The organism is Geobacter sp., from assembly GCF_030834625.1.
GTDB lineage: Bacteria > Desulfobacterota > Desulfuromonadia > Geobacterales > Geobacteraceae > Geobacter.
In genome coordinates this window covers 146,263-160,147 of sequence record NZ_JAUQXO010000010.1, presented here as the reverse complement: position 1 = coordinate 160,147, position 13,885 = coordinate 146,263, and the positions used below count along the sequence as shown (strand labels likewise).

The 13,885-nt window shown below is 59.0% G+C and carries 9 protein-coding genes; 8 read left to right on the top strand and 1 reads right to left on the bottom strand.

Going from position 1 to position 13,885, the window contains the following annotated elements:
* Window positions 1–19: 19 nt before the first annotated feature.
* The 8 genes from RCH91_RS02050 (at window position 20) to RCH91_RS02015 (ending at window position 10,458) form a co-directional block, all read left to right on the top strand.
* Window positions 20–2,011, top strand: coding sequence for a heterodisulfide reductase-related iron-sulfur binding cluster (locus RCH91_RS02050; protein WP_306532860.1), 1,992 nt, complete (start codon window positions 20–22; stop codon window positions 2,009–2,011).
* Between the two features lie 241 nt (window positions 2,012–2,252).
* Window positions 2,253–3,416 (top strand): ADP-forming succinate--CoA ligase subunit beta, encoded by a 1,164-nt coding sequence (gene sucC, locus RCH91_RS02045; RefSeq protein ID WP_306532859.1) that lies wholly within the window; start codon window positions 2,253–2,255, stop codon window positions 3,414–3,416.
* A 13-nt stretch (window positions 3,417–3,429) separates the two neighbouring features.
* Complete coding sequence (gene sucD / locus RCH91_RS02040; RefSeq protein WP_306532858.1) at window positions 3,430–4,320, top strand: succinate--CoA ligase subunit alpha; 891 nt, start codon at window positions 3,430–3,432, stop codon at window positions 4,318–4,320.
* Between the two features lie 21 nt (window positions 4,321–4,341).
* Window positions 4,342–5,154 carry an electron transfer flavoprotein subunit beta/FixA family protein gene (locus RCH91_RS02035; RefSeq protein ID WP_306532857.1) on the top strand — a complete coding sequence of 271 codons (813 nt, stop codon included), beginning with the start codon at window positions 4,342–4,344 and terminating at the stop codon, window positions 5,152–5,154.
* An 86-nt stretch (window positions 5,155–5,240) separates the two neighbouring features.
* Window positions 5,241–6,587, top strand: a complete 1,347-nt coding sequence (locus RCH91_RS02030) for an electron transfer flavoprotein subunit alpha (RefSeq protein ID WP_306532856.1) — start codon at window positions 5,241–5,243, stop codon at window positions 6,585–6,587.
* A 36-nt stretch (window positions 6,588–6,623) separates the two neighbouring features.
* Entirely contained in the window at window positions 6,624–8,600 is a 1,977-nt protein-coding gene (locus RCH91_RS02025; RefSeq protein ID WP_306532855.1) for a (Fe-S)-binding protein, read from the top strand.
* A 71-nt stretch (window positions 8,601–8,671) separates the two neighbouring features.
* Window positions 8,672–9,451 carry an IclR family transcriptional regulator gene (locus tag RCH91_RS02020; RefSeq protein WP_306532854.1) on the top strand — a complete coding sequence of 260 codons (780 nt, stop codon included), beginning with the start codon at window positions 8,672–8,674 and terminating at the stop codon, window positions 9,449–9,451.
* 230 nt (window positions 9,452–9,681) lie between these two features.
* Window positions 9,682–10,458, top strand: a complete 777-nt coding sequence (locus RCH91_RS02015; RefSeq protein WP_306532853.1) for an acyl-CoA thioesterase — start codon at window positions 9,682–9,684, stop codon at window positions 10,456–10,458.
* Window positions 10,459–10,477: 19 nt separating this feature from the next.
* Here the strand turns inward: RCH91_RS02015 and RCH91_RS02010 are convergent, their stop codons facing one another.
* Entirely contained in the window at window positions 10,478–13,687 is a 3,210-nt protein-coding gene (locus RCH91_RS02010; RefSeq protein WP_306532852.1) for a SpoIIE family protein phosphatase, read from the bottom strand.
* Window positions 13,688–13,885: the final 198 nt, after the last annotated feature.

Sequence of the window (13,885 nt, the reverse complement as noted above, 5' to 3'; positions counted from 1 at the left end):
CACTATTGGAGAATAAGCCATGGAAGCTACCCGCGAACTCTATTGGAATATTGGCCATGGGGCATCGGTCCTGATTCCGATGTACCTCTTCACCTTCGCTGCCCTGGGGTTTCTGGTGCGAAGCGGGTTGCAGCGGCTGAATGTCTACAAACAGGGAAAGTCGCTGAACCGCACCGACCAGCGTGCCGTGCGCATCGGCGAGCTCCTGAAGAACGTCCTGTTGCAGAGCCGGGTCTTGAAGGTCAAGGGGCCGGGCTATGCCCACGGGCTCTTCTTCTGGGGGTTCTTGCTTCTTTTCATCGGCACCATCTTTGTGGCTCTCCAGGCCGACTTCACCGATCTCCTCTTCGGGTATCGTTTCCTTAACGGGGACTTCTACCTCCTTTTCTCCGCTGTTCTCGACATTGCCGGCCTCGTTGCCATCGCCATGCTCGCCGGGTTCTTCGTCCGCCGCTACCTGGTCCGCCCCGAGGGGCTGGAAACCACCCGCGACGACGCCATCATGCATGGCCTCCTCTTCGCCATTCTCGTCACCGGCTTTGTCATCGAGGGGGCCCGGATGGCCGTGACCGAGCTGCCCCACAATATGTCCCTGGCCGTCTGGTCGCCGGTGGGCCTCGTGTTCGCCAAGGCCTTTGCCGGCATGGGGGAGAGTTCCCTCCGGGCCCTGCACCAGGGGACGTGGTGGGTGCATTTTTCCCTGGTCATCGGCTTCATCTGCGCCATCCCCTTCACCAAGTTCCGCCACATCTTCACCACCAGCGCCAACTACTTCCTGGCTGACCTGGGTCCCAAGGGCGCCCTGGTCACCCTCGACATGGAGAACGAGTCGGCCGAGAGCTTTGGTGCCGCGCAGATCAAGGATCTCACCTGGAAAGACATCTTCGACACCGACGCCTGCACCAAGTGCAAACGCTGCCAGGACCGCTGTCCTGCCCACAACACCGACAAGCCCCTCTCCCCCATGAAGGTCATCAACCAGCTGGGCGAGGTGGCCTGCACCACCCCCGAAGCAAACCTCATCGAGACCGTCAGTAAAGATGCCCTCTGGTCCTGCACCACCTGCCGGGCCTGCCAGGAGATCTGCCCTGCCGCCATCGAGCACGTGGGGAAGATCGTGGACATGCGCCGCAACATGGTGCTGATGGAGGGGGAATTCCCCGGCGAAGAGGTCATGGTGGCCATGGACAACACCGAGGTCAACGGCAACCCCCTGGGGATGGCGTTCGCCTCCCGGGGCGACTGGGCCGAAGGTCTGCCGGTCACGCGTCTGGCTGACAACGCTGACGTGGACATCCTCTACTTTGTCGGCTGCTACGCCTCCTTCGACAAGCGCAACATCAAGGTTGCCACGAGCTTCGTGAAGCTCTGCGCCGCGGCCGGCATCAAGGTCGGCATCCTCGGCAAGGATGAGAAATGCTGCGGCGAGCCCATGCGCAAGCTCGGTAACGAATACCTCTACCAGTCCATGGCCACCGAGAACATCGAGACCATCGAGTCGTACAAGGTGAAAAAGATCGTCACCGCCTGTCCCCACTGCTTCAATACCCTGACCAAAGACTACCGGGATCTCGGCTTCACCATCGAGACCGAGCACTACACCACGTATCTCAACCGTCTCGTCCAGGAAGGGAAACTCAAGCTCAAGGCCGACGGCTTCGACTGCACCTACCACGACTCCTGCTACATCGGCCGCCACAACGACCTCTACGAGGAGCCCCGGGCCCTGGTGGCGGCGGCGGGGGGCACCATCCGCGAGATGGATCGCTCTCAAGCGGAAGCCTTCTGCTGCGGCGCCGGCGGCGGGCGGATCATGGCCGAAGAGAAGCTGGGAAGCCGGATCAGCGAAAAGCGCGCCCTGATGGCAGCCGAAACCGGTTCAGGCACCCTGGTCTCCAACTGTCCCTTCTGCCTCACCATGTTCGAGGACGGAATCAAGGGGGCGGAGCTGGAAGGGAAACTTGTACCCCGGGATATCGCTGAAATTCTGGTGGAAAGGCTGGCTGTCTGAGAAACGGGACAGGTTGTCTCTGCAGAACGGGAGGATACCGGTGAAACTACACGTTAGCTTCAAGCAGGTTCCTGATAGAACAAATGTCGGTATTGGCTGCGCGGATGGCCAGTTGCGAATGCCACCATGAAAAAAGAGACAGCGTTTTTTTTCTTGCCATTAAAACGGTATTGAAGTACCGTATTGCTAAAATAGGCACTGCGATGTGGGGTTATACTATCTGTCTCACGGGAGGAATCCGATGAATATTCATGAGTACCAGGCAAAGGCAATTCTTCGCAAATTTGGGGTACCCGTCCCGGACGGGCATGTCTGTTACAACGGCGCCAGCGCCCGGGAATGGGCCAAGCGTCTCGGAGACGGTCCCTGGGTGGTGAAGGCCCAGATCCACGCCGGTGGCCGCGGCAAGGGAGGCGGCGTCAAGCTGGCCCGCACCAACGAGGAAGTCCAGCTCATCGCCCGCAACATGCTCGGCATGACCCTGCGCACCCACCAGACCGGCCCCGACGGCAAGGTTGTTACCCGCGTCCTGGTGGAAAACGGCTGCAACATCGACCGGGAACTGTACGTAAGCCTTCTGGTGGACCGGACCACCTCCCGGGTGACAGTCATGGCCTCCACCGAGGGGGGGATGGATATCGAGGAGGTGGCGGAAAAGACCCCGGAGAAGATCTTCAGGGAAGCCATCGACCCGCTGGTGGGGCTGACCCCGTTCCAGTGCCGAAATCTCGCCTTCAGCCTGGGGCTCACCGGCAAGCTGACCACCAAGGCGGTCAAGCTTCTGGAAAACCTCTACACCACCTTCATCGCCTGCGACTGCTCACTCCTCGAGATCAACCCCCTGGTGATCACCAAGGAAGGGGATCTCCTGGCTCTCGACGCCAAATTCGGCTTTGACGACAATGCCATGTTCCGGCACCTGCAGATCGGCGACATGCGCGACTTCGACGAAGAGGATCCCAACGAGGTGGAAGCCTCCCAGCACGACCTCTCCTACGTATCCCTCAACGGCAACATCGGCTGCCTGGTCAACGGCGCCGGTCTCGCCATGGCCACCATGGACATCATCAAGTTTTCCGGCGGCGAGCCCGCCAACTTCCTGGACGTGGGAGGCGGAGCCACCATCGAGCGGGTCACCGAGGCCTTCAAGATCATCCTCTCCGACAAGAACGTGAAAGGGATCTTCGTCAACATCTTCGGCGGCATCATGAAGTGCGACGTCATCGCCACGGGGGTCATCGAGGCGGCCCGGCAGGTATCCCTCAAGGTGCCGCTGGTGGTGCGGCTTGAAGGGACCAACGTCGCCCTGGGCAAGCAGATGCTGGCCGAGAGCGGACTCAATATCGTGGCCGCCGACGGCATGGCCGACGGAGCACAAAAAATCGTCCAGGCTGTTGCCGCCTGAGGGAGGGATAGAGATGAGCATTCTTATCAATAAGGACACGAAAGTCATCACCCAGGGGCTCGGCGCCACCGGCCTCTTTCACGCACAGGGAGCCCGGGAGTATGGTACCCAGATGGTTGGGGGCGTTACCCCCGGCAAGGGGGGAACGACCATCGACGGCTTCCCCGTATTCGATACGGTCAGGGACGCGGTCTACACCACCGGCGCCACCGCATCGGTCATCTACGTGCCGCCGCCGTTTGCGGCCGACGCCATCATGGAGGCGGTTGACGCCGGCATCGAGCTCGTTGTCTGCATCACCGAGGGGATCCCGGTCCTGGACATGGTCAAGGTGAAGCAGTACATGCAGGGGAAAAGCACCCGGCTGGTGGGGCCCAACTGCCCCGGCGTCATCACTCCCGGCCAGTGCAAGATCGGCATCATGCCCGGCTACATCCACAAGCCGGGGAAAGTGGGGGTCGTCTCCCGCTCCGGAACCCTGACCTATGAAGCGGTCTGGCAGCTGACCAACGTGGGGCTGGGGCAGTCCACCTGCGTCGGCATCGGCGGGGACCCGGTCAACGGCACGAACCACGTGGATGTGCTCCGGATGTTCGAGGAGGACCCCGATACCGAGGCGGTGATCATGATTGGAGAAATCGGCGGCAATTCCGAGGAAGACGGGGCCCGCTTCGTCAAGGAGTACATGACCAAGCCGGTGGCGGCCTACATCGCCGGGGTCACCGCCCCTCCGGGAAAGAGAATGGGACACGCCGGCGCCATCATCTCTGGCGGCAAGGGAACGGCAACGGAAAAGGTAGCCGTCCTGGAAGAGTGCGGCATCAGCGTGGCCGCCTCTCCGGCCGACATGGCCAAGGCGCTCCTGAAGGTCTACCGGCCCGACGGGCTGAAGATAGCGGTCTAACAAACGACGAGGAGAAGAATCATGCTCGTGATCTCCTGCATCAAACAGGTGCCCGACACCACCCAGGTAAAGATCGACCCGGTGACCAACACCCTGATTCGGGAAGGGATCCCCTTCATCGTCAACCCCTACGACACCCACGCCCTGGAGGAGGGATTGACCCTCAAGGACCGCTACGGTCTGCGCTCGGTGGCCATCTCCATGGGCCCCCCCAACACCGAGGCCACCCTGCGAAAGGCCTGCGCCCTCGGCGTCGACGATGCGATCCTCCTCTCTGACCGCGCTTTCGGCGGGGCCGATACCCTGGCCACCAGCACGGTCCTCTCGGCGGCCATCGAGAAGCTGGGAAAAGAAGATGAGGTGGGGATCGTGTTCTGCGGCAAGCAGACCATCGACGGCGATACCGCCCAGGTGGGTCCTGGCATCGCCACCCGCCTGGGCTTCACCCAGCTGACCCTGGTGGACCGGATCGAGCACCTCGACCTGAACCGGAAGGTGATCCGGGTGCGGCGCAAGCTGGAAGGGCGGCATGAGATCGTCGACGCCCCCCTGCCGGTGATGATCACCGTGGTGCGGGAACTGAACCGTCCCCGCTATCCCACGGTGCCGATGCGTCTGGAGGCCGAGGATGTCCAGGTCAAGGTCTGGGACAACTCGGTTCTCAAGCTCGATGTGGAAACGGTCGGCCTCAAAGGGTCCCCCACCTGGGTCAGCAAGATCTTCTCCCCCGAGCGGGACAAGGGGGAGATCATCGGCGACGGTGTGGCTGATCCGGAGGGGACGGCGAACCTCCTGATCGACAAGCTCTTAAGCAAGGATCTCTTGGCCGTGTGAGATGCGTGGAAGCGCTGCTTGCCGCGTCCTGAACTAAACACCGTGAACAAGGGCGCAGCAAGCAGCGCCCCTACGGGGGATTGACAATGACTGAGACGAAGAAGCCAATAAAAAAACCCCGCGGCAAAGTCCGTATCGTCGAGGGGAAATGCATCGCCTGCGGTGCCCGGTGCGAGAGCTCCTGCCCCGTGGACGGCATCGCGATGAATGCCGCCGGTGAGCCGTCGGTCCTGGTGGAGAAGTGCATCGGCTGCGCCAAATGCGTGAAAGTCTGCGCGGCCGGCGCCCTCGAGATGTTCTACACGCAGCAGGAACTGGAGCTTCTCAAGCAGTGGGAGAAGCAGCACGGCGCCGCCGAGGAGGAGGTCGACGAAGGAGAAAAGCACCTTCGGGAGATGCTCGCCTCCTATCGGGGCGTCTGGGTATTCATCGAGCAGTACGACGGCGAGGCGGCCAAGGTTTCCTGGGAGCTTCTGGGGGCCGGGGCCGACCTGGCCGAGAGCCTCGGCGTCGAGCTCTCCGCGGTGATCATCGGCAACAACGTCGGGCACCTGTGCGACGAGGCGTTCGGCTACGGCGCAGACAAGGCAGTCATTCTCGATGCGCCCGTGTTCGCCAACTACCGCACCAAGCCCTACACCGACGCCATCTGCCACCTGGTGGACAAGCACCGTCCGGAGATCATCCTCATGGGTGCCACCGGCCAGGGGCGCGACCTGGCCGGCGCCGTGGCCACGGTGGTCAAAACCGGCCTCACCGCCGACTGCACGGGGCTTGGGATCGACGACAAGCGGAACCTCATGCAGACCCGCCCCGCCTTTGGGGGCAACATCATGGCCACCATCATGTGCGACCGGTTCCGGCCCCAGATGTCCACGGTCCGCCCCCACGTGATGTCCATGCCCGAGTTCCAGGTGGGGCGGATTGGGGAGGTGGTCCGCGAGGAGTTCGCCCTTCGCGAGGAGGATGTGCTGGTCAAGGTCGTCGAAATCTTGAGCGACAAGGGCGGTAAGGACATCGACATCGCCGGCGCCGAGATAATCGTCTCCGGGGGGCGTGGCCTCATGAACAAGGACAACTTCGCCATGCTGCATGAGCTTGCCGACGAGCTCGGCGGGGTGGTGGGCGCATCGCGCAGCGCCGTCGATGCCGGCTGGATGCCCCACAGCCGCCAGGTGGGCCAGACCGGCAAGACCGTCCGGCCCAAGATCTATGTCGCCTGCGGCATTTCCGGAGCCATCCAGCACCTGGTGGGGATGCAGGACTCGGACGTCGTCATCGCTATCAACCGCGACCCCGAGGCCCCCATCTTCCAGGTGGCCACCTACGGCATTGTCGGCGACCTCTTCCAGGTCATTCCGGCAATCATCCGCAAGGTGCGCAATCTGAAGGGCCAGCGCGGCGGAGTGGTCCCTGACCGGCTTGCGGTCTGATTCTTCATCATCGCATTATCGTTTGTGAGGTGTATCATGTCTATCAATCACTCGCTCTTCATCCCGCTCTTTGCCGTTGCCATGCTGACCTTCTGCTTCAGCTGCTACCAGCGCCTGCAGCTGGTCGCCATCGGCAGCTCGGAAGACCGCTTCGATAACCCCGGCGAGCGGCTGGCGGGCATGCTCTCCTATGCCTTCGGGCAGAAGAGGGTGCTGGCCAGGCCCTACGGGTTCAACCACTTTTTCCTCTTCTGGGCGTTCATGCTGCTACTGGTTGCCAACGGGGCGTTCCTGCTGGAGGGGCTTTCCCCCGGCTTCAGTCTGGCCGCCTTGCCGGCACCGCTGCACCACGGCCTGGAGTTCGTCTTCGACATCGTGTCCCTGGTGGCTCTGGTCAGCGTGACGATAGCCTTTGTTCGGAGGGTTCTCTTTCCCCCCTCGTACCTGGGTAACGATTACACCTCCGCCCGCAGCGGCGAAGCCCTGCTTATCCTGGCGCTGATCGCCACGCTGATGGTCGCCTTCTTCCTCCTTAATGCTGCCCAGATCGCCATGGGCCAGGAGGGGGGCTGGAAGCCTGTCTCGTCCGCAGTCGCTGCCCTTTTGGATGGCATGTCCGGCAAACCTCTTGAGAATATCGCCACGGCCTCGTGGTGGATTCACGCCGTGGTGCTGCTGGTCTTCATGAATATTCTGCCCCGCAGCAAGCATATGCACATACTTACCGCCATACCCAACTGCTATTTCCGCAGCCTTGACAAACCCAATGTCCAGCCCCGGGAGAGCTTCCAAAAGGGAAACCGCTTCGGGGTGAGCAAGGTCGAGCAGTTCACGTGGAAGGATCTCCTCGACGGCTTATCGTGCACCGAATGCGGTCGCTGCCAGGACCTCTGTCCCGCCCACAACACCGGCAAACCTCTCAATCCCCGTCGCATCGTCCACGACATCAAGGTGAACCTCCTTGAAAACGGGCCGGCCCTGAAACGGGGTGAGAAGGGAAACATCCCTCTGATCGGTCCGCAAGGGGAGGGATCGAGCAGTGAGGATGCGCTCTGGTCCTGTACGACCTGCGGGGCCTGCACGACAGTCTGCCCCGTCCTGATCGAGCAGATGCCGAAGATCATCAAGATGCGCCGTCACCTGGTGCAGGAGAAGGCTCAGTTTCCCGAGGAGCTTCTCAACCTGTTCGAAAACATGGAGCAGCGGAGCAACCCCTGGGGTATCGCCCCTTCGGACCGGGGCAAGTGGGCTGCTCAGCTGGGGGAGCGCCCCTTCAAGGCAGGGGAGACCGACTATCTCTTCTTCGTCGGCTGCGCCGGCTCTTTCGACAGCCGCAACAAGCACGTCACCGTGGCGTTGGCGAGCATCCTTGATGCCGCCGGAGTTTCCTGGGGAATCTTCGGCCGGGAGGAGCAGTGCTGCGGCGACAGCGTTCGGCGCCTTGGCAATGAGTTCGTTTTCGACAAGATGGCCAGGGAGAACGTGGCCCTCTTCAAGGAGCGGGGGGTAACCCGGATTGTTACCCAGTGTCCCCACTGCTTCAGCACCCTCAAGAACGACTACAGGCAGTACGGGTTGGAAGTGGAAGTAGTGCACCACAGCCAGCTGATCGCGCAGCTTGTGGAACAGGGGAAGCTCAAGCTTCCCAAGCAGGCCGAGCAGGGCAAGATCGTTTTTCACGATTCCTGTTACCTGGGCCGCCACAACGACACCTTCGAGGCACCCCGGGCCGTGCTCAAGGCAGCCACCGGAAAGGCTCCGGCCGAGTTCGAGCGAAATCAGGAAAACGGTTTCTGCTGCGGAGCCGGCGGCGGTCGGATGTGGATGGAGGAGCAGATCGGGAGCCGGATCAACCTCGAACGGGTCAAGGAAGCTTTGAAGCAGCAGCCGGACACGCTCTGCGTCAGCTGCCCCTACTGCATGACCATGATGGAGGACGGCCTGAAGGACGAAGGTTGCGAGCAGGTGCGGGTGAAGGACATTGCTGAGGTCATGGCCGAGGCCATGGCGTAAGGGGAATCCCCCGGTTCTGCCGGGGGATTTCTTCGTTGTACGTTTCCTGACAGCCGGAGGGAACACGAACCATGAAGACAAAAAGCAAAGCGGTACCTTTGATAAAATCGGTCGACCATGCTTTTGAGCTTCTGGAGCAGTTCCAGGGCGATGTCAACGAGCTCAGTCTGAGCGAGCTGGGGAGGCGTCTGCAGCTTCCCAAGAATAACGTGTTCAGGTTGCTGGCCACCCTTGAGTCCCGCAGGTTTATCGAGCAAAACGCGCGTACCGGCAGCTACCGGCTTGGTCTCAAGGCCTTTCACCTCAGTCGGATGGTTGCCAGGCAGATGAGGCTCGTCAGTCGTGCGAGACCAACCATGGAGGCAATGGTCAGGGAATGCAACGAGACGGTCTGCCTGACGGTCTTGAGAGAATTTTCCATTATCTGCCTTGATGCGGTCGAGTGCAGCCACCCGGTACGGGTCGTACCCCCCATCGGCATGCGGCTTCCTGCCCATTGCACAGCAGCCGGAAAGGTGCAACTGGCCTACCTACCTGAAGACAGACTGGCAAAGTTTCTTTCAGACCATGAGTTTGAGCGGACTACGCCGAATACGATTACCAACCCTGCACACTTGCTGGAGCACCTTCGGCAGATTGCCCGACAAGGGTATGCCGTCAATCAGGAAGAACTGGAGGGGGGAGTCATCTGTGTCGGGGCTCCTGTTCGCGATTACAGTTCAAATGTTGTGGGGGCAGTTGTACTTCCCGGGCCGATTACGCGGTTCGGCGCTGACCTGATAAATGAAAAACTTATTCCACTCGTGGAAAAGGGGGCTGCGGACATATCATCCAAGCTTGGGTATTTCTGAAGCATTATCCAGCGTAAGGTCATATTGTTACTGCTGTTCATAAAGGGGGACACATGTCTGGGACAACGTTTTCATATCGGCGACGAGTCGATTTTGGAGACTGTGACTCCGCGCGTGTCTATTTTACGCCGCGGGCTGTTGATTATGCCGTGGAGGGGGTTGAGGCCTGGTATGAGGATGTGCTGGGTGTTTCCTGGGCAGATCTGGTAATTCGGCACAATCTCGATCCAATGTTTGTGCAGATAGGGTGCGAATACTTCCGACCCGTGATTGCCGACCAGATTGTTTATGTGCTGGTTAAGGTGGTCGGCATCGATCGGGCCACCATGACATTTAGTGCCGTTGGGCAGAGTGCCGCTGGCGAAACCTTCTTCCGGGTCACCCTTCAGGCGCGGTTCAGCGAGGGGGACAACGTCGAATCTACCCCGATTCCGGCGCGGTATCGCCAGCGAATCGAGGCTTGTCTGGTACCCTGTGATGATTTGGCGAGTACCCCCATGAAAAAGGTGCGCGGCTTCGTCAGAAGGGATGAACGGAATCCATGCCGACAGCGGCTTGAGGGTCCAGCCGGCAAGGTGCCGTTTACCAGCCAGCGTCTGGTGGTCTTTGGAGATTGCACGGTGTCCGGGACTGTCTACGCTCCGAGGATCTTCAATTACGCCGTTGAGGCAGTGGGGGAATGGTACCGGGAGACCTTGGGCATATCGTGGCTGCAGCAGTGTATTCGCCAGAGGGGTGTTCCGTTTTTGGAGATCCGGTGCGAGTGCCTGACCCCCCTGGTGCCCAGGCAGGTGATTACCATGGCAGTAACGGTTCCTCGGCTGGGAAGTTCAAGCATCGGCTATGACGTGATAGGATATGATGAAAAGGGAAAGCCCTGTTTCGATGTGCGGATGTCGGCCTGTTATATCTCGGATGCAACCGGTTCCTTCAAGGTGACCCCTTTCCCCGATGAGATGCGTGCACGGATACTTGCCTATCAGGCGTCCTGCGAGCGCGGAGATTGAACCGTACCCACCATTATGGCTAGTCCACCTTCAGAATGACAAGTGAGACATCGTCGGTCAGGTTCTGGCTTGCGGCGAACGACCTGACCTGAGTAAGTAAATTATCGATAATCTGTTGTGGGTGAAGTGTGTGATACTCGGCAATAAGGGAGCAGAGCCGAACTTCGCCGAAAAATTCACCAACAGGATTGGATGCCTCGGTAATGCCGTCAGTATACAGCAGCAGAATATCTCCTGGCTGCAGCAGCACCTGTTTCTCTTCAAACGTGACTTTTCTTTTTACGCCGAGAATAAGACCTTCTGCATCAAGGCACTCACAGGTTCGCGAATGTGACCTCCAGACCATCGGCGGGTTGTGTCCGGCGCTGGCGAAGGAAAGCTTCCGCATGTCGGCATCGTAGTTCAGGTAAAACATGGTAATGAAGAGCTCGGCACGGGTGAGGTCTTCATAGAGAAATTCGTTGAGGACACTCAGTATCTCGCCGGGACCCCGGATGACCTTTGCCTCGGCCTGGATGATGGTGCGGACTTCCGCCATGAGCAGGGCTGCACCGACATTATGTCCGGATACGTCTGCGATGACCAGGTCCAGACTACTGGTGCCGCGAAGCAGAAAATCATAATAATCCCCTCCCACCTCGCGGGCTGGAATGCATGCTCCCGCCAGGGATATTCCCGTGACAGCCGGGGCGCGTGTCGGCAGGAGCCCCATCTGGATGGTCCGGGCGATCTGCATCTCCTTTTCATGTTCCTTCGCCTTAATCAGTTTTTCGGCCTGCTGAAAGTTGCGAAGGGCTATCCCGATCTGTCCCGCCAGATTAGTGAAGAGTTCAACGAACTCCTCGGTAAAAATTCCCTTCATTGACTTTGAGAAGGCTGACAGAATGCCCACAGGGTTTCCCTCGATCGTAATGGGGGCATGGGCAAAGGACTTGAATCCCTCCCGCCTGACAACCCGGGCGGAGACTGGTTTGTCCATGAAATCCGTATCGTTGACCACTACGGCAGAGTTGGTGAGATAGGCTGTTCCGGCGTACGTCTCAAGGCTCAATTCCCGGTCCGATTCATCAAGGTGATCCGAGCTCATCCCTTTCTGCCCCTGTACGGTAAGAACCTTCGTTTCTTCATCGAGAATGCGGATAACGCACATGTCGAACTTGAACTGCTGCTGGAGGAGTTCCAGGATGTTGTCCAGTATGGTCTTCAGGTCGGATTTCCCGGCCACAACCCGGGCAGCCTCGTAAAGAACGCCGAGTTGTTCCCGGCTGGCGGTGCGGCTGAGGGTGACCGTGCCGAACAGGTCGAAAACATCTTCCAGTTCACTCCCCCGTGCAGCCAGATAGCTATCCACGATGATGCCGGCCGAGGCGGCGCCCACCGAACCGGCCAAAACCTTCTCGGTAAAACGTTTCAGAATGGGGAGTTCGTATTCCGAGAGGCTCCCCTTTTCATCGATCCGTTGGTGTTCAAGGAATCTGGATATGGCGGCATGGGCCTGTTCTTTGCCGATGAACTTGGTCATGAGGTCGACGAATTCCACGATGGCAAATGCCTTGCTCATTCTTTTGCGCTTGACTGGTTCTTCGCGAGTTTCAAAAACATCCACAAATTTGACGGCCTGTTCGGCTTCTGTTTCGTCCGGCTCGGTCAGGAGGGAAAAGGCAATAAATCCCCCCAGGTTGAAGAAAAGGGTCCAGAATAGCGCGTGGGAGAGCATGTCGAGACCGCTCAGGCCAAAGAGTTCCAGCGGGCGCAGGAAGCCGAGACCGAAGGGGCCGCTTTCCAGAATATTCCTATTCAGCCACCCCGACTGAACAAACAAGGGGATCAGCAGGGTGTAAAACCAGAAGATAAATCCCAGTAACAGTCCGGTCATCGCACCGCGACGTGTTGCACGTTTCCAGAAGAGCCCGCCGATTATGGATGGTGCGAATTGGGCAACGGCGATAAACGTGACGATCCCGGTGTTGATCAGTGCGTATGACTCGCTGATGAACCGATAGTAGAGGTATCCGAGAAAGACGACGGCAATGATTCCGGCCCTTTTTATGGTGAGGAGAACCTTCGATATGTCGGAAGCTTCCACTTTGAATTTCAGAATGACTGGTAACACCAGATGGTCGAGAATCATGGTGGAAAGAACCACCGCTTCAACAATGACCATTCCCGCCGAAGCGGAGAAGCCACCGATGAAGGCCAGCATCGCCAGCCATGGGTGACCTGACTGCAAGGGAAGATTGATGACAAAAAAGTCGGCTGTGGCGGTATTCCCCTCGTTGATGATGATCCCTCCCAGGGCTATGGGCACGACGAACAAGGCGAGCAGAAACGCATAGGCCGGCAAGCGCCACATGGCATCTTTTATGTGTTCCTCGTCGGCATTCTCGATAACCATGACATGGAACATGCGGGGAAGGAACATGATCGCCATCATGATCATAAATAAGCGGGAGAACCATAAAGAATAGGGGACTTGCGGCGTCCCCACGAGAAAGAGGTGTGTCCGGTCGGGGAATTGGGCGGCGAAGCGGTTGAAGATGTCGGTGAAGCCGTCGAAGAGGCCATAGGTAACAAATATCCCGACGGTGATGAAGGCAATGAACTTGACCACCGCCTGCAGGGCAATGGCAGCCACCAATCCTTCATTGCGCTTGGAGACGTCCAAGTGCCTTGCCCCGAACAAGACACCGAAAAGGGCGAGGAAAAGGGTGACGATAAAGGCGGTATCAATGAACGGAGGAAGTGCGGGAATAAGATTATTTAATCCGCCGGCCATTTGGGGCGGTTTTGTGAGGAGATCGAAGGTGTAGGCCACCGCCTTGAGCTGCAGTGCTATGTAAGGAGGAATCGCTGCAATGACGAAAATGGTGACAATCGCGCCCAAAAGGGGTGACTTTCCGTAGCGGCTGGAGATGAAATCGGCGATGCTGCGGATATTCTGTTCTTTGCTGATGCGTACCATTTTGCGCAGCAGGAACCACCAGATGAAAGCCACCAGAGTGATGCTCAGGTGGTCGGCGAGGAATTCTATACCGCTGGTGGCGACCCGCCCGACGGAGCCGTAAAAGGTCCAGGAGGTGTAAATAACCGCCAGGGAGAGGGAATAGATGTAAGAGTTGGAAACAATGCTCCGTCCTGCCTCACACCGTTTGTCGGCAAAAAAGGCAACGGCGTATAAAAGGCCAATATATAGGAGAGAGATTATGGAAACGATCTCAACCGGGATCATCCTGTGGATTCCCTCTTTGCCATACTTTCTGTGGCGCCTCACCCATTGGGATGTTCAGGTGATGGGGCAGGTATCGTTACTTAATAACACAGCAATGGTGAGTTGTCATGAATCGCCCCGTTGCAGCCGCCACTCTCTGCACAAAAATAGATAGCAACGGAATAAGACCTGAGCCATCCTTGCCGCCCGTGCCTACTA